This is a genomic window from Meridianimarinicoccus marinus, from assembly GCF_040689105.1.
Classification (GTDB): domain Bacteria; phylum Pseudomonadota; class Alphaproteobacteria; order Rhodobacterales; family Rhodobacteraceae; genus Meridianimarinicoccus; species Meridianimarinicoccus marinus.
Window position 1 is genome coordinate 148,762 of sequence record NZ_JBFBVU010000001.1, and the last position, 18,161, is coordinate 166,922.

Genomic DNA, 18,161 nt, shown 5'->3' on the forward strand with positions numbered 1-18,161 from the left:
CGCCCTAGCCTTGGGTCATGCTGCGCCCCACTTCCATTCTGGAAACTGTCCTATATGTCGACCTGCTGGACCGGGCTGAAGCCTTTTACCTTGAGGTCATCGGTTTGGAGCTGCTGCACAGCGATCCGCGAATGCGGGCGCTGGATGTGAACGGACGCGGGGTGCTGCTGCTGTTCCAGCGCGGCGCAACAACGAAGGACGTGGATACCCCTTTCGGCAAGATTCCCGCCCACGACGGGCAGGGGCCGGGGCATATGGCCTTCGCCATCGGGGCCGAGGATCTGGATCTTTGGCGGGACCGGCTGGCAGAAGAGGGCATCGCGGTCGAAAGCGAGGTCGCCTGGCCGCGCGGCGGGCGCAGCCTGTATTTCCGGGATCCGGATGGCCACTGCATCGAATTGGCCACGCCGGGGCTGTGGCAGGGGTACTGAGGCATCGGGCCCGGGACCCGCGCCCCAAAACGGATCGGGGGCGGCCAACCTGTTCGGATTGACCGCCCCCAAAAATTCATACCGCTCGGTTTGCGGGTCAATCAGCTGGCGCGGCGTTCCTCGAAGCTCAGCGCGATGAAGCTGGGCAGGTGGTCGCCCATGCCTACGATCTTGCTGTCCTCGCGGTCGTCGTAGCGATCCTTGCGGTTGCGGCCGCCACGGGTCCGGCGCGGGCGGTCTTCGCGGGCGGGCTTTTCCGATTTCGCGGGCTTCTCGCGGGTTTCGGTGGCTTCCACCACCGGGGTCTCGACCTCTTCGACGCGCGGTTCGCGCCGCTTGCGCTTGGGCGGCTCGGGCAGGTCCGGGCTGTCGATGCGCGGGATAGGCTTGGCGATCAGCTTCTCGATGGCGTCGAGATTCTTCTCGTCCGCCGGGGCGCAGATCATCATCGCCTTGCCATCGCGTCCGGCGCGGCCGGTGCGTCCGATGCGGTGGACATAGTCCTCGGCATGGGAGGGCACGTCGTAGTTGAACACATGGCTCACCGCCGGCACGTCCAGACCGCGCGCGGCCACATCCGAGGCCACGAGGAACCGAAGGTTGCCATCGCGGAAGCCCTGCAATGTCGCGGTGCGCTGCGACTGCTCCAGATCGCCATGAATGGCGGCAGCATCATAGCCGTGCTTTTTCAGCGACTTGGCCACGATATCCACATCGACCTTGCGGTTGCAGAAGACGATGGCATTGCTGCATTTTTCGCCTTCGGCATCGATCATCGAGCGCAACATGTCGCGCTTTTCCTTGTGGGCCCGGTCGCGGCGGCTGGGCTTGAACATCGCCACGCCCTGTTCGATGGTCTCGGAGGCGGTGGCCTGACGGGCCACTTCGATGCGTTCCGGGTTCGACAGGAAGGTGTTGGTGATCCGCTCGATCTCGGGCGCCATGGTGGCCGAGAAGAACAGGGTCTGCCGGGTGAAGGGCGTCAGCGAGAAGATGCGTTCGATATCGGGGATGAACCCCATGTCGAGCATCCGGTCGGCCTCGTCCACCACCATGATCTCGATCCCGGTCAGCAGCAGCTTGCCGCGTTCGAAATGATCCAGAAGACGGCCCGGCGTGGCGATCAGGACGTCAACGCCCTTGTCGATCAGCGTGTCCTGTTCCTTGAACGACACGCCGCCGATCAGCAGCGCCTTGGTCAACTTCAGGTGGGTTGAATAGGTGTCGAAGTTCTCGGCCACCTGGGCGGCCAGTTCCCGCGTGGGGGCCAGCACAAGGCTGCGCGGCATGCGCGCCCGGGCCCGGCCGCGCGCCAGCATCGAGATCATCGGCAGCACGAAGGCCGCGGTCTTGCCGGTGCCGGTCTGGGCGATGCCCAGCACGTCGCGCCGCTCTAGCGCGGGCGGAATGGCGCCGGCCTGAATGGGGGTGGGGGTCTCGTATCCGGCCTCGGCGATTGCCTTGAGCACCTTCGGCCCCAGGCTGAGGTCTGTGAATTTCGTCATATGCATCCCAGGGGCGGCATCGGGCCACCCGTTTTTTGTATAGGACGCGATGTTCCGGGCGCCCCAGCAAGCAAGGTTAAAGGCGCCCCTAGGACGCCATGCCGCGTGGTACCTCAATTCAGGCGAGGGGTCAACTTTATGCATATATCAGGGAAAATGTGCGGCTTTGCGGGCGCAGGCGGCGCCGACGACCCGCCGCGCAGACCCGCCAATGCTTGTTCCGCGCCGCCCGAGCCCGTACATCTTTTCCCGTATTCCAAACCGGGGCGCCGCGCAGATGGGTCAGACAAGCAAGCTGGGGCGCGAGGTGCAACGGCTGCGGCGGCAGCTGCGCGACGGCGGCCGGATCCTGCAAACCGCGCTGCTGCGTCCGCTCTGGCCGGTTCTGGCGCGGCGGCTGGTGCGGGTGCTTCCCGGCAAGCAGGCCCGCACGGACCGGATCGCGCTGGTTTTGATCTATCAGCCGGGTGGCCTGCCGGCGTCGCTGTCCGAAACTCTCGATGCGCTGGCCCGGCACGATTATGCGCTGTTCTTCGTGGTGAATGGGGCGCTGCCCGACAGTGATCTGGCGGCCTTGCGGGACCGTGGGTTCGCGGTGATGACGCGGCCCAACATCGGCTATGATTTCGGCGGCTACCGGGACGGGATCGCCTATTTGCGGGTCAGCGGCGCGCTGCCCGCGCAATTGCTGGTGATGAACGACACGCTGTGGCTGCCGGCCATGGATGGGCCCGATACGCTGGCGGCCTTTGCCCAAATGGACGCGCCCTATGCCGCCCTGTGCAACTTCCCCTATCGCCCCGGTCGCGGACGGGATCCGGCCCTGACAGGCCAGACCCATGCGGCCTCATTCCTGTTCCGGGTCTCGCGCGAGGTGCTGGACAGCGCGGCCTTCGCGCGGTTCTGGTCGGGCTATACGCTGAGCGCGGCAAAGGCGCAGGTGTTGGAACGGGGCGAGGTCGGCTTCAGCAAGGCCATGTCCGAGGCCGGCTTCCCGCCGCGCTGCCTGCTGGATCACGACGCCATCGCAACGCGCATTCCGGCCCTGCCGCGCCCCGATCTGGAGGATTTCCTGCGCCGCCTGCCGGTTCTGAACGCCCGCCTGCGCCCGGCCCATGACGAGATGATGCAGAGACTTGCGGCGGGCAGGGTTGCGGACGACGACCTGCGCGGCTTTGCCCGAACGCTGGTGGCGGAACTGAATCCCTGGGACAGCCACGCCTATTACGGCCTGTTCCGCGGGGAGGTGAATTTCATCAAGAAGGCCAATTTGAAGCATCCGGCGAACGCCCGGCGGCTTCTGGACATGTCTACCGCCGATGGGCTGGCCCTGCGCCCTTTTGTTCGCGACGAGCTTGAAACAATCGCGACACGCGCGCAGCCGGGCGGCTGAGCGCCGCCCGGCCTCAGACCATCATTTCCTTGGTCGCGCTGAGGGTCAGATCGGGATAGTCCCGCTCGATACGGTCGATGTCCCATTGCAGGCGGGTCAGATACACGTGGTCGCCGTCGTTGTCGGTGGCCATATGCCCCTTGTTGGTCGAGATGAACTTGTCCAGCGCCGCCTGCGGCCCCGACACCCAGCGGGCCGAGGTGAACTGTGAGCTTTCAAAGCGCACGGGCAGCCCGTATTCCAGCTCGATCCGGCTGGCCAGAACCTCGAACTGCAACGCGCCCACAACGCCGACGATGAAGCCCGAGCCGATCATCGGCTTGAAGATCTTGGCGGCCCCTTCCTCGGCGAATTGCATCAGCGCCTTGTCCAGATGCTTGGCCTTCAAAGGGTCCAGCGCGCGCACCGATTGCAGCAGTTCCGGCGCGAAGGACGGGATGCCGGTGACGCGCAGCGCCTCGCCCTCGGTCAGCGTATCGCCGATGCGCAGCTGGCCGTGGTTCGGGATGCCGATGATGTCGCCGGCCCAGGCCTCTTCGGCCAACTCCCGGTCGGACGCCAGAAACATCACCGGGTTGGAAATCGCCATGGGCTTCTTGCTGCGCACATGGGTCAGCTTCATGCCGCGCCGGAAATGGCCCGAAGCCATGCGCAGGAAGGCCACCCGGTCGCGGTGCTTGGGGTCCATGTTGGCCTGCACCTTGAAGACAAAGCCGGTGACCTTCTTCTCGTCGGGCGAGATCTGGCGCGGCTGCGCGGACTGCGGCTGCGGCTCGGGGCCATAGTTGGCGATCCCGTCCATCAGTTCCTTGACCCCGAAAGAGTTGATCGCCGAGCCGAACCAGATCGGCGACATGGTGCCATCCATGATCGCCTGCGGATCGAGGCGCGGCAGCAACTCGCGCGCCATCTCGACCTCCTCGCGCAACTGCTCCAGCTGACCTGCCGGGATGTGCTGCTCCAGCAGCGGATCGTCCAGCCCGTTGATCTCGATGCTCTCGGCCACCTTGTTGCGGTCGGCGCGATCCATTAGTTCCAGCCGGTCGTTGATCAGATCGTAGCAGCCCAGGAAATCCCGGCCCATGCCGATCGGCCAGCTGGCGGGCGTTACGTCGATGGCCAGATTTTCCTGGATCTCGTCGACGATATCAAAGGTGTCGCGGCTTTCGCGGTCCATCTTGTTGCAGAAGGTCAGGATCGGCAGGTCGCGCAACCGGCAGACCTCGAACAGCTTGCGGGTCTGGCTTTCCACGCCCTTGGCGCCATCGATCACCATAATCGCCGCATCCACCGCCGTCAGGGTGCGATAGGTGTCCTCGGAAAAATCCGAGTGGCCCGGCGTGTCCACGAGGTTGAACCGATAGGTCTTGAAATCAAAGGACATGGCCGAGGCCGAGACCGAAATGCCCCGATCCTGCTCCATCTTCATGAAGTCCGACCGGGTGCGCCGCGCCTCGCCCTTGGCGCGCACCTGACCGGCCATCTGGATGGCGCCGCCATAGAGCAGGAATTTCTCGGTCAGCGTGGTTTTCCCCGCGTCCGGATGCGAAATGATCGCGAAGGTACGGCGCCGCGCCACTTCGGGCGGCAGGTCTGGGGCATTTTGAGATCGGTCCAACATGGGCGCGATATAGCGAGGCTCGCAGGGCGGGGCAATCAGCAGCGGTTGTCCGCGCCACGAAAATCGCCGCCACCGTCTGCTGGGCTCTGAAGCGGGGATTGGATCCACGGCAGGGGCGCGCGTCAAACCGGGAGCAGGGCACATTCCTTCCCTAGATTTTTCTTGTTGAAAATACTCAAGAAACCGCGCAGCGATGCCCCGCACCAACCACCTTCGCTGCGGTCCAAACTTCGCGAGCCGTTGCGCTGCACAACGGCCTGCGTCTACGATCCCGCACGCGGAGCAGGGGGGAGCGACCGGATGAAGACGGTGTTGATCGCCAATCGAAAGGGCGGCTGCGGCAAGACGACGGTGGCGATCACCCTGTCCGCGGCGCTGGCCAATGGCGGTGCGCGGGTGGCGCTTGCGGATGCCGATCCGCAGAAATCGGCCACTCGGTGGCTGAAGCGCCGCCCGCCCGAGGCCGCCCCGGTCACCCGCCTGAACTGGAGTGCTGCGAAATCCTTCGGAACCTCTCCGAAAAAGACCGACTGGCTGATCGTTGATGCCCCCGGCGCCATGCAGGGCGACGGGGCGCAGGCGTTGGTGGCGCAAGCCCATATGGTGCTGATCCCAGTGCAGCCCTCGCTGTTTGACGCCGACAGCACGCGGCGGTTTCTCAACAAGCTGGCCGAGACCAAGCGCATCCGGAACGGCAAAGTTCGAATCAGCCTGGTGGCGATGCGTCTGCGCCCCAGAACCCGCGCGGCGGCCCGGCTTGAGACGTTCTTCCAGACCCTTGGGGTGACCCCGCTGGCCGGCATCGGCGAACGGGCCGCCTATGGCGATCTGGCCGAAGCCGGGCTGAGCATCTTTGACATGCCGCAGGCCCCCTACAAGCCCTTGCAAGCGCAATGGCAGCCCCTTCTGGACGCGCTGGGATAGCCTGCGCCGGGACTTTCACGCAAACGTGAGTCTAAAATCTTGAAATTGTCACGACCCAACGTCATGCTGAGGAACACATCATGAACATCAGGGAGGGATTGCAGATGGATATGAATGACGTCGCCACGGAACTTGTGGCCGGCTGCCGCGAGGGTCGCGCAGCCGAAAACCTGGACAAGCTTTACGCTCCCGATGCGGTTTCGGTCGAGGCCGTGGACAATGGCAACGGCCGCGAATCCGTCGGGGTCGAGGCGATCCGCGGCAAGCACGCCTGGTGGGGCGAGAACTTCGAGGTGCACAGCGGTTCGGTCAGCGATCCCATGCCGCACGGTGACAACAAGTTCGCCGTGATCTTCGAAATGGATGCCACCATGAAAGCCACCGGAGAGCGCAGCCAGATGAAGGAAGTGGGCGTCTACACTGTGACCGACGGCAAGATCTCGCACGAAGAGTTCTTTTACGGCAGTTGATCGGACCCGGTCGGGCGGGCCTGTCGGATGGCCGCCCGGTCGGGATCTGCCATCACAAGCCCAGCTTGCGTTTCAGGCGGCTCAGGGCGGATTTCTTCTTTTTCTTCTTTACGGGCACCGGCTCGGTCGGGGCGGATTTCATCGTGGCGCGCAGGGCCTCCCCGCCGTCGAACGGGTTCGGGAAGGCGGCCTGCAGGTCTGGCGACACGCGATAGGCCGTGCGATGCTGCGGCGGAATTTCCACGCCATCCGCATAGAGCCCCAAGCCCCAGGGGCCTGACAACTCGGGCCGCGCCTGATCCGCCGCCAGTCGGTTGGCATAGTCCTGCGACAGGGCATCCAGCACCTCGATCTCGGCGCACCATTCGGCCGATTGTGCGTCGTAAAGCCCGCGCACGTAGCTGCCCTTCTTCAGAAACCCCGAGAAATGGATGAAATCCAGCGGCTCGCCATCCACCAGCACCCCGCCGTCCTCGCCGCGGGTGAGCTTTCGCTGGAAGGTGTTCCAGCGGGCGACATTGTAGGTCGGGCGGCGCAGCACCCGGACACTGTCGAAGTATCCTGGCACCAGATCGATCCACTTCTGATCGGTGAACAGGTGCCGAGGCTCGTCGATCAAGCAGTAATTGCGCAAGCGGTGCCGCCACCAGCGTGCGAACTGCCGCCCCTCCTCGTCGTTGCGCACCCCGAAGAAGCCCAGGTTGAACGACCCGACCTTGAGTTGGTTCAGCTCGAAGAACACCCAGGAGTCGTTGTCATGGGGCAGGCAGGCGTGCGGCGTCAGGGTGATCGAGTTCTCTGACAGGCTTTGCAGGATCTCGGTGCAGGGAGAATGCACTTCGCAATCCGGATCGAAGAACAGCACGCCGTCGCAATCCTCGCGTTCCAGCAGGGCATGCAGGACGAAGGGTTTGGCCGCCGTCGCCATCTCCATCACGGTGTGCTGAAAGATCCATTTTTCCAGGTCAGGGATCTGCGGGCGCAGGTCTTCCAGGGTCCAGGATTCGTCAAACCCCTCTTGGGTGGCGTCGAACCCGTCGGGCGCGGCATCGGTCAGGCAAAAGACCAGCCGCGCCTGCGGCATGTGTTTGCGCACCGATTGCGCCAGAATGCGGGCGTTCGGGAAATAGTTCAGGGCGCAGGTGGTAAAGACATAGATCACCAGTCGGTCACCTTCTCGACGAAGTCGCGGTATTTCTTCTTGCGCATGAAATAGAGGCTGAACGGCGGCTTGGAGATTTTCGCGGCCACGGCCTTGGCGCCTTTCTGAACCGAGATGTCACCGGCCGGCGACTTGTAGATCTCGGACAATTGCACATCCGCCATACCGGCCCTTGTTTTCAGGCCGGAGGGATCATGCACCAGCGCCGAGGCGATATCTTCGCGCGGGTGCCCCTGTGCGGTGGCCCAGTCGGCATCCTCCAGCCTTTGCCAGATCTCCAGCACCGGCGCGATCAGGCTGCTGTCGCACACCGGCAGCACCGGGTCCTTTTTCGACAGAGCCGTGTGATCGATGGTCGTGGTCGCCGTATCTGCCCCCAGCGACAGGCCCAGCCCGTCTTCGGCCACCTGCAGCGGATTGATCCCGGCAAGGATGTGATGATGACCCAGAACCACGCAATCGTCTGGATACGCGGCCAGAAGATCCAGCAGGTGCTGGTTGTGTTCGATCCACAGCTTAAGGGCCAGATCGGGATCGTGATAGAATCGCCGCGCGATGTTGTCGGTGTTGTGGCTGCGCGCCATCCACAGCGCGGACCGGCGGTTCAGCGATTGCGAGGTCGCCACCGGGTGCCGGTACACGATCAGGAATTTAAGACCGGGAACCTCGGCCCGCCATTGGCGCATGAACCGGCACATGCGCGGATCCTTGACCGCCCAGACCGGCTCTTTGGCGTCGCGCGCCGCGCAATAGTCGCGCACCCATTGCGCTTCGTCCGGCGTGAACGCGATCGGGCCGTCGGGAATACGCGCCCAATCCGCATCCTTTCTGGCAAGAATGCCATCGTGAAACCGAACCACAGGCCAGCTTTCGAAATGGCCGAAGCGATTGAATTCATTTGCCCCGATCAGGTCCTCGCCCAGCGACAAGCCGCAATTGGCCAGTTGTTGCGCGACCGATGAGGTTCCGCTTCGGTGAAATCCGGCGACGATCAGTCCTGTCATGAAATCTCGGGATGCCTTTGTTGGAATGTGGGGGCCGAGCAGGCAGATTTCCCAACAAGTTACCCACTTTCCCAAAAACGGTAAACACGATACTCAGCACAGAAGGGGATTGCGAGCGGATGCCGCAGTGCGATCGCTGGCCTTATCGGGCAAGATATTGAAAACGTGTTGAAACATGACGATCGGATGTGCCGTGGACAAACTGGACACCACGCAGGATTTGCAGGGTGCGGGAAAAACGCCCACACTGGCCTATTCCTGTGTAGTGGATCGAAATCCGGTGATCGAGCGTTCGGCGCTGATCTGGGTCACTTGCCTTCTGGACATCGAGACGGTCGCGCCCGAGAAGATTTTCGTTCACACGGTCGAGACCGATCTCGACGTTTTGCCGCAACTCGCCGCGCGCGGAGTCAATATCGTGCCGGTGCCGCGGTTCGGTGACGGCAAATACTGCAACAAGTTGGTTCAGCCGCTCAGTCCCGCGAATTTCGACGCCGACATTCTCGTGATGAATGATTGCGACATTGCGGCGACGGGACGGTTCGGCACGGCGCTTTCGGCCGAAGCGGCAATGGCCGGGCAGGTCAGCGGGCGCTTTGCCCTTGGCAAGACCGCCGATTTCCCCAATCCGCCGCTGGCCAAGATCCGCACCCTGATGGAGGCCTTCAAGGCCGCCCCGCCCGAGGCGCTGGCGCATGATTCGCTGTTTTATCACCCGCTGCCGCTGGGGTATTTCAATGGCGGGCTCTATGCCCTACCGGTGTCTCTGTGCGCCGAATTCGGCGCGGCCTGGCAAGACTGGGCGCTGCGCCTGCTGGGCGATCCGCGCACGGCAAAGATCCTGGAACGGCACGCCCATCACGTGGATCAGATTTCCTTTTATCTGGCGCTGCGCGATCTGAAACTGCATCCCCATTGCCTGGACGAGCGGTTCAATTTCCCGACCCATTTCCCGCATCCGGAAAGCCGGAACGCGAGCATCGAGCCGGCGCTGGCGATCCATTTCCACAACAATCTCGACGACAGGGGGCTGCTGGGTCTCAGTGGTATCCGGGCAATCGACCGGGATGTGATACGGGTGAACGACCGGCTGTCCGCGTTGGGGCTGGAAACCGACTGGAATCCGGGGGAGGACAAGCGCTTCCGCTCGTGGCGGTCGCTGGAGGCAGGGGTTTCGATGACCACAAAGAACGCGCCACTTCTGAAATCGCTGCTGCAGGCAGCGGGGATCGAAACCGCCGAAAGCGTGACGGATGTCTGTTGCGGATCGGGGGCGCACTTGGTGGGCCTTTCGCCGCGCGGCTATCGCGGCTTCGACCGTCGGGCCCGGATGGCAGAGGCCGCTACGCAACGTTTGCCCGAGGCCAGTTTTACCACGGGCGCAGCCGATGCGCCCGGGGATCTGGTGCTGTGTCTCGACTTCGCCGAATACGTGGCCGGGTTCGACGCACCGGATCAGTCGGTGCGGATGCTGGCGGAACTGACCGGCGACAAGCTGTTGCTATTGGGCGAACCGCGATCCTCGGCTCAAGGCGATCTGGTGCGCCTTTTGCGAGGCACCGGGGACTTCCCTGAAATTCTGCGTCTGGGCCAGTTCGCGGGCCGGCCGGTGTATCTGGCGCTGAAGCGCTCCGATGCCTCAGACCTTGAATTGCTGGACATGGCGCAACCTGAAGCGGCACGCCTGCTGCAGTATCTCTACGCGGGCAAGGCGATGATCCCGGCCCGGTTCGGGGCTGAACTTGAGGTTCTGTCGCGGATGCCGACCTGTCTGGATGCCGCGCGCATCGCGGTTCTGGGCGGCGACCCGACCGGGTCCTTCGCCACTGCCCTGGCCTTGCGCGGCGTGGAAATCGTGGCCGAAAGCAGCCTTGCCTTGACCGCAGAAGGGGCCGCACCCACGCGGGGCGGTGACAAGCCCAGGCCGGTCGATGTCCTGATCGGTTTCGCCGGATTTGACGAAGACGGTCGTAGCGACGCGGCCTTGCGACAGATCGCGCGCAATCTGGTGCCCGGTGGACGGGGGATCGTTGCGGCGGCGACCGCGAAACGTTCCGATGCATTGGTGCCGGGCAGCGAGGGGGCCGAGACCGGCGCGCAGGTGATCCGCCTGCTGGAAAAGCAGAACCTTGTCCTGACCCATCAGGCGCGGGTGCCCACGCCCTTCGGCACCGAATTGGACGGGCTGGTGATCGAGGTGGTGAAGCCCCGCGTGGGCATCGTCGGCACGCGCAAGAAGTTCCGCACGCCGAAGTTCCTGCGCGACTTCGAACGCAACCTGCGCCATCGGATCAAGGGAAAGAAACCCAAGTCATGACGGACACCCCGCTTCCCGTCACGGTTCGGTTCGAGATCACGCAGGGGGGCGGCGATCTCTATCTGGCTACCGTCAGCATCACCGCCCTGCGCCGGTTTCTGACAGGAAATCTGACGCGGATCGAGGTCGTGATCCCCGATCCCGACTTGCGGGAGGATGCGCAGAAGAACTGGCCTCTGGTCCAGGACCCGCTGGTGCGTCTGGTCGCGGCAACGTCCTCCGATGCCGATGCCGAAGGGATCACCCTGGTGGGGGCGCCCATCGTGATGCTGACCCGCCCGGTGACGCTGGATGCGGGGTTCGTGATCGAGGCGGGCGGGCGCCGTCTGACCTGTGACGTAGCGGGCGCGGCGCGGGGGGAGACCCCGGACGGGGTGCACTCCCTGCCACGTCTGCTGGGCCCGTCCGGTCAGATTCAGCCGGGGCAATTCCCCGACCTCGACGCGCAGGAAATTGCCGATCTCAGCGCCGAAATCCGGCATTTGCACCACAACGGGTATTTCTGGGACTACCGGTATCGCAACAATCCCGATCTGGGCAGCGGCGTCGGATCGCGGGGCGTGTTCCAGGGCATCAAGCGCGAGCTTCTGAACCGCAACGTGGTGGCGCCGGGCCTGTCGGTGGTGGATATCGGCTGCGGCGACCTGGAGGTCGTCCGGGCGCTGAACTTCAACCGCTATATCGGGGTGGACGAGGCACCGCGCGCGCTTGAACTGGGCCGTCAGAAGCGCCCGGACTGGGAATTCCGGCAGGCACCGCTGGATGTCTCGGGCGGGCCGGTGGCCGAGGCTGCCCTGTGTTTCGAGGTTCTGATCCATGCGCCCTCGGCGCAGGCCGCGGACAGGCTGATCGACACGCTGGCCCGCGCCGCCAGCAAGCGGATCGTGATCTCGGGCTACGACCACCCGGTGCCGCAAAGCCCCATCGTCTATTTCCACGCCCCGCTGAAGGACATGCTGTGGGCGCTGGAGGGCTGGCAGCCGCCGGTGCTGATCGCCCGCTATGAAAACCTGTCGGTCTATGCGGTAGATCGTGAGGGCAGCGACCTGCCGCCGCCGGTCGCTTTCGAACCCCGTGACCTGGAACCCTTCACATGGGACATGCTGGGGACGCTGGGGCACAAGCTGGACGGGTTGACCGCGCAGATGTCCCGGCTGACGCAAGAGGTGTCCGGGCCCGCGCCGGAACAGCCGCAGCCTGACCCCGGGGCGGAGGCCCCGAAAGCCCCGGTCATCGCCAAGGGCGCGCCGCTGATTTCGGTCGTGGTGACCTGCTACAACGAGGCCGCGCATATCGATGCGCTGGCCACCGCGCTGCGGGCGCAGACCGAGACCGGTTTCGAGGTGCATTTCCTTGACGACGGCTCGCAGGATGGCACCGTCGATATTCTGCAAGCCCATGCCGCGCAGGATCAGCGGCTGGTGATCACGCAGGATGGCCGCAACCTTGGCCCTTCGGCGCGGCGCAACGAAGGCATGGCGGCGGCGCGGGGGCGGTACCTCTATTTCGCCGATGGCGACGATCTGGTGGAACCCCAGGCCCTGGACCGGCTGTTGTCGCTGATGCTGGGTACCGATGCCGAGGTGTCGCGCGGCGCGCATCTGTTCTGCACGCCCGAGGGCAAGCAGCAGCTCAACCAGATGGATCAATATCATCAGCCCGAGGCCTATGGGATCGGCTACGCACAAATGCCCAGCCTGGTGTTTCTCTACACCGTCTGGAACACGCTGATCGACCGACACCTTCTGGTGCGCCACGACCTGCGCTTCGACAGTGCGCTGCGGCTGGGCGAGGACCGGCTGTTCCTGCAACAGGTGTTCGCGGCGGCGCGCGGCATCTCGCTGACCAAGGATGCCACCTATCGCTGGATCCGCCAGACCGAGGGCGGCACGCATCTGTCGTTCTCGCGCTCGGTCGAGGAACGGTTGGCCTCGGTGGCGGCCTATCTGGACGGGGTCGCGGCCCTGAAGGGCGCGGGCCCGCGCCATCTGGCCTATGCCCATGCGGCGATGTTCTGGGAAATCTACACCCGGTTGATCGAAACCGGAGAACTGGACACCCTGACGCCCGAGGCACGTCAAAGCCTTGCCGGGATCGCCGGGAAACTGGATTTCCCCGAAGACCTGCTGGGCGACCGTTGCATCAAGGGCTGGGCCGAACGCCGCGAGCCCCGCGCGCGGGAAGTCTTTCGACAGTTGCGGCGCAACGGCGGGTTCTGACGGCGGTTAGTGCAGCCGCCGCCCGCGCCAGCCCGGCGGCCCGAACGCCGTCAACAGGCCCAGACCCGCGCCGGGCAGGGGCATCGCCGTCGATCCGCCGCCGGGCAAGTCCCAACCGCCGAAAGACTTCCCGTGCCCGAGGTGAGCCGCGTCCGGACAGGGGGGTCCACGTCATGGCGGTTTCCCAGTCACGCGCGTCCCTGAAGCTCGTCTCACGTCGCTTGGTCTCTATTCCCGCCAATGCTGCGGCCGGGCTGCTGACCTCAGGTGTGTGTTGCGCCGCCGCGCAGGGCTGCTACCTGTAGGGCTATACCTTGAAGGAGTGCGACATCATGGATCTGGGAATTGCGGGCAAGCGGGCACTGGTCACGGCAAGTTCGAAAGGGCTGGGGCGCGGCTGTGCCGAGGCGCTGGCCGCGGCAGGTGTGAACCTGGTGCTGAACGCGCGCGGCGCCGAGGCGCTGGACGCCACGGCGGCCGCGATCCGCGCGGCCCATGGCGTCGAGGTCATCGCGGTGGCCGCAGACATCACCAATGAGGCGGGCCGCGCCGAGGTTCTGGACGCCGCCGGGCAGATCGACATCCTGGTGACCAACGCCGGGGGTCCGCCGCCGGGCCTGTGGTCGGACTGGAGCCGCGACGATTTCATCGCCGCCGTGGATGCCAACATGCTGGCGCCGATCGCACTGATGCAGGCCGCCTTGCCGGGCATGATCGACCGGGGATGGGGCCGGGTGGTCAACATCACCTCCGGCTCGGTCAAGGCGCCGATCCCGCAGCTGGGCCTGTCCAATACCGCGCGCGCCGGGCTGACCGGATTCGTGGCAGGCACGGCGCGGCAGGTGGCCCAGCACGGGGTGACGATCAACAACATGCTGCCGGGCATCCACGCCACCGACCGCGCACAATCTCTGGACAGCGGGGTCAGCAAGGCCGAAGGCATCGACATGGAGGCCGCCCGCAAGAAGCGCGAGGCCACAATCCCGGCGCGCAGGTATGGCACCGCCGGCGAATTCGGCGCCATGTGCGCCTTCCTGTGCTCGCAGCACTCCGGGTTCATCGTCGGCCAGAACATCGTGCTGGACGGCGGCGCGATCAACACCACCATCTGACGGCATCCCCGGGCCAGCCCCGTGGCGCAGCAGCGCGGCGGGGTTGCGAAGGCGGGGGCGGGGTGCTAGCCGAAAGGCTGTTGAGGGTTTTGATCGGATTTCGCCTCCATGACAGCTGTGCATCAAAGGCTTGAAGCCGAGGGGCTGTATCGCCGGTTCGCGGGCCGCGCGGTGGTCAATGATGTCTCGCTGAGCATCGACGCCGGAGAAATCCTGTGCCTTCTGGGGCCGTCGGGATGCGGCAAATCCACCACCCTGCGGATGCTGGCCGGTGTCGAGACGCCCGAACGCGGGGTGATCCGCGTTGACGGGGTCGAGGTCGAGGGGCCGCTGGTCTCGGTGCCGCCCGAGGGGCGGTCGGTCGGGCTGATGTTTCAGGATTTTGCGCTGTTTCCGCATCTGTCGGTGGCCGACAACGTGGCCTTCGGACTGCGCGGCGGCAAGGCGGGCAAGCGCGCGCGCGTCCGTGAACTTCTGGACCGGGTGCATCTGGCGCAGCATATCGACAGCTATCCGCACGAGTTGTCGGGCGGCGAGCAGCAGCGCGTGGCGCTGGCCCGCGCGCTGGCGCCCCGGCCGCTGGTGATGCTGATGGACGAGCCGTTCTCCGGGCTGGACAACCGGCTGCGCGACGGCATCCGCGACGAGACCCTGGCGCTGCTGAAGGAAGAAGGCACGGCGGTGGTCATGGTGACCCATGAGCCGGAAGAGGCGATGCGCATGGCCGACCGCATCGCGCTGATGCGCGATGGCCGTATCGTGCAGCAGGGTGCGCCCTACAACCTGTACAACGCACCGGTGGACAAAGCTGCGGCGGCGTTCTTTTCCGACGTCAACGTGATCCGGGGCACGGTCACGGGCGGGTTGACCCGCACCGCGTTCGGCGAGTTTCTGGCCCCCGGACACGCCGACGGCTCGAAGGTTGAGATCATCATCCGCCCGCAGCATCTGAAGCTGGATTTCGACCGCAACGGGCAGGGACCGGCGCCGACACCGGTCAACGGCGTGCCGGCGCGCGGATCGGTGGTGCGGGCGCGCTATCTGGGGCGCGAAAGCCTTGTGGAATTCGAGATGGAATTCGACGGCACCCATCTGTCGGCGGTGGTGCCGGGGGTGTTCCTGCCCAACGCTGGCACACCGCTGTGGCTGATGATGCGCCGTGACCGCTGTCACGTCTTTCCGGCGCAGGTGGTGACCTGACCCGAAAGGGGGCGCTCCCGCCCTCTGCCCCGGCAAAGCCGGGGCGCCGGTTGGGCCCGGCGCGGCTGCGCCGCGCGGGTGTGATCCGGGGGCAGGGGGTGGCCGTGGATGGCGGCTGTCATGACAGTGCTGAGAGGCGTTTCAGGGGCAGGTCTGCCCTGAAAGCGCCGGTCCAAGGGTAAGGGCCGCCAGTGCCGCCTCAAGGCCAAGCCGCGCGTTGCGCGGGCGCCTGCGGCGCGCCTTGACCCGGCTCTGCCGTCCGCGCCCTGCGACATCGTGATGGGAAAAGCCCCTGCCGGGGGTTTTGGGGCTTTGATCCCGTGCCTATCTTATTTAGACACGATCCATCACAAGAAGGGCGCCCGAAACGACCGGGTGCCAAGGGAGACTAACAAATGCTGAACAATATCGGCCTGCCCGGCCTGCTGCTGATTGCCGTCGTGGTTCTGGTCCTGTTCGGACGCGGCAAGATCTCGTCCCTGATGGGCGAGGTTGGCAAGGGCATCACCGCCTTCAAGCGCGGCGTGAAGGATGGCTCGGAAGAGATCGAGAACGCGGATGACACCGTGGCCCGCGACATCACCCCCGAGGCGGAAAAAGACAAGGTCTGAGGGCCGGTGGCCCGGGCGGGACGTGTGACGCATGTTTGACATCGGCTGGACCGAGCTTCTGGTCATCGGGATCGTGGCGCTGATCGTCGTGGGCCCCAAGGATCTGCCGATCCTGTTTCGCCGCATGGGCGAGTTCACCGGCAAGGCCAAGGCCATGGCGCGCGAGTTTTCCCGCGCAATGGATGACGCCGCCGATCAGGCCGGGGTCAAGGATATCCAGGCCAGCCTGAAGGCCGCGGCCAATCCCAAGCAGTTCGGACTGGACACGATCAACAAGGCGGCCAAGGATCTGGAGCTTCCCGACGACCCGCTGGCGGACAAGCCGGCCGGGAAAGCGTCTGGCGCGAAGACTCCCGCCAAGACCGGGACGCCCAAGACGCCGACCGCTGACACCGCGAAGCACCCAGAAGAGGCACCTTCGGTTGCCGCGGCCGACGAGACGACGGACACCAATCCCGCATGACAGACGACCAGATCGAAGACACCTCGGCCCCGCTGATCGAACATCTCGCGGAGCTGCGCACGCGGCTGATCCGCTCGGTCATCGCCTTTCTCGTGGGCATGGTGCTGTGCTTCACCGTGGCCGAACCGCTGCTTGAGTTCCTGTCCGAACCCATCGCCGATGTGCTGCGTGCACGGGGCGAGGATCCCCGGCTGATCTTCACCGCCCCGCAGGAGAAGTTCTTCGTCCTGATCCGGATCTCGCTGATTGGCGGATTCGCCCTGTCGTTCCCGGTGATCGCGCATCAGTTGTGGCGCTTCGTGGCGCCGGGCCTGTACCGGTCCGAAAAGGACGCCTTCCTGCCGTTCATGATCGCCTCGCCGGCGCTGTTCCTGCTGGGCGCGGCCTTTGCGCATTACGTGGTCACCCCGCTGGCGATGAACTTCTTCATCGGGTTTTCCGACGCCATCCCGGCGTTGGCCAATCTGGTGGCGGGGCAGGGCGATTTCTCGGCCCCCGACCCGAACGAGGAACTGAAAACCGTCTTCCTGGGCTCGGTGCGCGAAAGCCTCGACCTGTCGCTGAAGTTCATCTTCGCCTTTGGGCTGTGCTTCCAGTTGCCTGTGCTGCTGACGCTGATGGGCAAGGCCGGGCTGGTCTCGGCACGCGGTCTGAAGGACATGCGCAAATACGCGGTGGTGGGCATTCTGGTGCTGGCCGCGCTGGTGACGCCGCCCGATGTCATCACGCAGGTGATCCTGTTCACCGTGGTCTACGGGCTGTACGAGGTCTCGATCCAGCTGGTCAAACGCGTCGAGAAACGCCGCGAGGCGGATCTGCGGGCGCAGGGCCTGTGGGACGATGAAGACGATGCCGACGCGGCTGCGGAAGACGGCGCCCGGTCATGAGCAAGAAAAACGCGCTGACCCGCATTGCCGCCGCGCTGGAGCGGATGAGCCCGCCGCCGGGGGCCGTGCCCAACCTGTCCGCCGAGGCCTTCGTCTGGCATGTGGCGCCGGACCGTCTGGTGCCGGTCGACAAGGTCGCCCGCGTGGCGCTGCCGCTGCTGCAGGGCATCGACCGGTCGCGCGACACGCTGCTGGCCAACACCCTGCAGTTTGCCCGTGGCCTGCCCGCCAACAACGCGCTGCTCTGGGGCGCGCGGGGGATGGGGAAATCCTCGCTGGTCAAGGCGGTCCATGCCGAGGTGCGGACCCGGGGCCATGACCTGAAGATCGTCGAGGTCCAGCGCGAGGATCTGCCCAGCATCACGCGGCTGATGGCGATCCTGCGCGGCTCGGACGCGCGTTTCGTGCTGTTCTGCGATGACCTGTCGTTCAGCCATGACGACGAGCATTACAAGAGCCTGAAAGCGGTGCTGGATGGCGGGATCGAGGGGCGGCCGTCCAACGTGGTGTTCTATGCCACCTCGAACCGGCGGCACCTGATGCCGCGCGACATGATCGAGAACGAACGCTCGTCGGCAATCAATCCCAGCGAGGCGACCGAGGAAAAGGTGTCGCTGTCGGACCGTTTCGGCCTGTGGCTGGGGTTCCACCCGTGCAGTCAGGACGAATACCTGTCGATGATCCGGGGCTATTGCGATGCCTTCGGGATCGAAGTGTCCGACGAAACGCTGCGCGCCGAGGCCATCGAATGGCAAGCGACGCGCGGCGCCCGTTCGGGCCGGGTGGCCTGGCAATTCGTCACCGATCTGGCGGGACGCAAGGGCGTGGCGCTCGCCTGAACT

General features: G+C 65.2%; 16 protein-coding genes. 12 read left to right on the plus strand and 4 right to left on the minus strand.

The window, feature by feature from the left end; translation table 11 throughout:
- Nucleotides 1-17: 17 nt before the first annotated feature.
- Nucleotides 18-431: a VOC family protein gene (locus AB0T83_RS00755; RefSeq protein ID WP_366190713.1), complete on the plus strand. Its 414-nt coding sequence runs from the start codon at nucleotides 18-20 to the stop codon at nucleotides 429-431.
- Between the two features lie 101 nt (nucleotides 432-532).
- Here AB0T83_RS00755 and AB0T83_RS00760 read toward each other — a convergent pair whose 3' ends face one another.
- Nucleotides 533-1,936 (minus strand): DEAD/DEAH box helicase, encoded by a 1,404-nt coding sequence (locus tag AB0T83_RS00760; protein WP_366191080.1) that lies wholly within the window; start codon nucleotides 1,934-1,936, stop codon nucleotides 533-535.
- Between the two features lie 277 nt (nucleotides 1,937-2,213).
- On the opposite strand from AB0T83_RS00760, the gene AB0T83_RS00765 reads away from it, so the two are divergent.
- Nucleotides 2,214-3,329: a rhamnan synthesis F family protein gene (locus AB0T83_RS00765; protein WP_366190715.1), complete on the plus strand. Its 1,116-nt coding sequence runs from the start codon at nucleotides 2,214-2,216 to the stop codon at nucleotides 3,327-3,329.
- A 13-nt stretch (nucleotides 3,330-3,342) separates the two neighbouring features.
- Here the strand turns inward: AB0T83_RS00765 and AB0T83_RS00770 are convergent, their stop codons facing one another.
- The gene (locus AB0T83_RS00770; protein ID WP_366190716.1) at nucleotides 3,343-4,950 is read right to left on the minus strand and encodes a peptide chain release factor 3; all 1,608 of its coding nucleotides are present in this window, start codon (nucleotides 4,948-4,950) and stop codon (nucleotides 3,343-3,345) included.
- 300 nt (nucleotides 4,951-5,250) lie between these two features.
- On the opposite strand from AB0T83_RS00770, the gene AB0T83_RS00775 reads away from it, so the two are divergent.
- Together AB0T83_RS00775 and AB0T83_RS00780 are read left to right on the plus strand one after the other, a co-directional pair.
- Nucleotides 5,251-5,874, plus strand: coding sequence for a ParA family protein (locus AB0T83_RS00775; RefSeq protein ID WP_366190717.1), 624 nt, complete (start codon nucleotides 5,251-5,253; stop codon nucleotides 5,872-5,874).
- A 104-nt stretch (nucleotides 5,875-5,978) separates the two neighbouring features.
- On the plus strand, nucleotides 5,979-6,344 hold the full coding sequence (locus AB0T83_RS00780) for a SnoaL-like domain-containing protein (RefSeq protein WP_366190719.1): 366 nt from the start codon (nucleotides 5,979-5,981) through the stop codon (nucleotides 6,342-6,344).
- 52 nt (nucleotides 6,345-6,396) lie between these two features.
- On the opposite strand, the gene AB0T83_RS00785 is transcribed toward AB0T83_RS00780, so the two are convergent.
- Nucleotides 6,397-7,506 carry a hypothetical protein gene (locus AB0T83_RS00785; RefSeq protein ID WP_366190720.1) on the minus strand — a complete coding sequence of 370 codons (1,110 nt, stop codon included), beginning with the start codon at nucleotides 7,504-7,506 and terminating at the stop codon, nucleotides 6,397-6,399.
- Nucleotides 7,503-8,510: a sulfotransferase family protein gene (locus AB0T83_RS00790; RefSeq protein WP_366190722.1), complete on the minus strand. Its 1,008-nt coding sequence runs from the start codon at nucleotides 8,508-8,510 to the stop codon at nucleotides 7,503-7,505. The genes AB0T83_RS00785 and AB0T83_RS00790 overlap by 4 nt, the downstream gene beginning before the upstream one ends.
- Before the next feature lie 175 nt (nucleotides 8,511-8,685).
- Between AB0T83_RS00790 and AB0T83_RS00795 the strand changes: the two genes are divergently transcribed.
- The 8 genes from AB0T83_RS00795 (at nucleotide 8,686) to AB0T83_RS00830 (ending at nucleotide 18,158) form a co-directional block, all read left to right on the plus strand.
- Nucleotides 8,686-10,827 carry a class I SAM-dependent methyltransferase gene (locus AB0T83_RS00795; protein ID WP_366190723.1) on the plus strand — a complete coding sequence of 714 codons (2,142 nt, stop codon included), beginning with the start codon at nucleotides 8,686-8,688 and terminating at the stop codon, nucleotides 10,825-10,827.
- A complete protein-coding gene (locus tag AB0T83_RS00800) occupies nucleotides 10,824-13,046 on the plus strand; it encodes a glycosyltransferase (protein WP_366190724.1) in 2,223 nt (740 codons plus the stop codon). Before AB0T83_RS00795 ends, AB0T83_RS00800 begins: the two co-directional genes overlap by 4 nt.
- A 332-nt stretch (nucleotides 13,047-13,378) precedes the next feature.
- Nucleotides 13,379-14,158, plus strand: a complete 780-nt coding sequence (locus AB0T83_RS00805; RefSeq protein ID WP_366190726.1) for an SDR family oxidoreductase — start codon at nucleotides 13,379-13,381, stop codon at nucleotides 14,156-14,158.
- A 108-nt stretch (nucleotides 14,159-14,266) separates the two neighbouring features.
- Entirely contained in the window at nucleotides 14,267-15,358 is a 1,092-nt protein-coding gene (locus AB0T83_RS00810) for an ABC transporter ATP-binding protein (RefSeq protein ID WP_366190728.1), read from the plus strand.
- Nucleotides 15,359-15,753: 395 nt separating this feature from the next.
- The gene (locus tag AB0T83_RS00815) at nucleotides 15,754-15,969 is read left to right on the plus strand and encodes a twin-arginine translocase TatA/TatE family subunit (protein WP_366190730.1); all 216 of its coding nucleotides are present in this window, start codon (nucleotides 15,754-15,756) and stop codon (nucleotides 15,967-15,969) included.
- A gap of 31 nt (nucleotides 15,970-16,000) precedes the next feature.
- The gene (gene tatB / locus AB0T83_RS00820; RefSeq protein WP_366190732.1) at nucleotides 16,001-16,432 is read left to right on the plus strand and encodes a Sec-independent protein translocase protein TatB; all 432 of its coding nucleotides are present in this window, start codon (nucleotides 16,001-16,003) and stop codon (nucleotides 16,430-16,432) included.
- Nucleotides 16,429-17,319, plus strand: coding sequence for a twin-arginine translocase subunit TatC (gene tatC / locus AB0T83_RS00825; protein ID WP_366190733.1), 891 nt, complete (start codon nucleotides 16,429-16,431; stop codon nucleotides 17,317-17,319). Before tatB ends, tatC begins: the two co-directional genes overlap by 4 nt.
- Complete coding sequence (locus AB0T83_RS00830) at nucleotides 17,316-18,158, plus strand: ATP-binding protein (RefSeq protein WP_366190734.1); 843 nt, start codon at nucleotides 17,316-17,318, stop codon at nucleotides 18,156-18,158. Before tatC ends, AB0T83_RS00830 begins: the two co-directional genes overlap by 4 nt.
- The last annotated feature ends 3 nt before the right edge of the window (nucleotides 18,159-18,161 follow it).

Excerpts from the sequence above, each read along its gene's own strand:
- AB0T83_RS00805 (WP_366190726.1), top strand. The coding sequence starts at position 13,379 with ATGGATCTGGGAATTGCGGGCAAGCGGGCACTGGTCACGGCAAGTTCG.
- AB0T83_RS00770 (WP_366190716.1), bottom strand. The coding sequence starts at position 4,950 with ATGTTGGACCGATCTCAAAATGCCCCAGACCTGCCGCCCGAAGTGGCG.
- tatB (WP_366190732.1), top strand. The coding sequence starts at position 16,001 with ATGTTTGACATCGGCTGGACCGAGCTTCTGGTCATCGGGATCGTGGCG.
- AB0T83_RS00780 (WP_366190719.1), top strand. The coding sequence starts at position 5,979 with ATGGATATGAATGACGTCGCCACGGAACTTGTGGCCGGCTGCCGCGAG.
- AB0T83_RS00790 (WP_366190722.1), bottom strand. The coding sequence starts at position 8,510 with ATGACAGGACTGATCGTCGCCGGATTTCACCGAAGCGGAACCTCATCG.
- AB0T83_RS00800 (WP_366190724.1), top strand. The coding sequence starts at position 10,824 with ATGACGGACACCCCGCTTCCCGTCACGGTTCGGTTCGAGATCACGCAG.
- AB0T83_RS00775 (WP_366190717.1), top strand. The coding sequence starts at position 5,251 with ATGAAGACGGTGTTGATCGCCAATCGAAAGGGCGGCTGCGGCAAGACG.
- AB0T83_RS00760 (WP_366191080.1), bottom strand. The coding sequence starts at position 1,936 with ATGACGAAATTCACAGACCTCAGCCTGGGGCCGAAGGTGCTCAAGGCA.
- AB0T83_RS00810 (WP_366190728.1), top strand. The coding sequence starts at position 14,267 with ATGACAGCTGTGCATCAAAGGCTTGAAGCCGAGGGGCTGTATCGCCGG.
- AB0T83_RS00795 (WP_366190723.1), top strand. The coding sequence starts at position 8,686 with ATGACGATCGGATGTGCCGTGGACAAACTGGACACCACGCAGGATTTG.
- AB0T83_RS00815 (WP_366190730.1), top strand. The coding sequence starts at position 15,754 with ATGCTGAACAATATCGGCCTGCCCGGCCTGCTGCTGATTGCCGTCGTG.
- AB0T83_RS00765 (WP_366190715.1), top strand. The coding sequence starts at position 2,214 with ATGGGTCAGACAAGCAAGCTGGGGCGCGAGGTGCAACGGCTGCGGCGG.
- AB0T83_RS00755 (WP_366190713.1), top strand. The coding sequence starts at position 18 with ATGCTGCGCCCCACTTCCATTCTGGAAACTGTCCTATATGTCGACCTG.
- AB0T83_RS00830 (WP_366190734.1), top strand. The coding sequence starts at position 17,316 with ATGAGCAAGAAAAACGCGCTGACCCGCATTGCCGCCGCGCTGGAGCGG.
- tatC (WP_366190733.1), top strand. The coding sequence starts at position 16,429 with ATGACAGACGACCAGATCGAAGACACCTCGGCCCCGCTGATCGAACAT.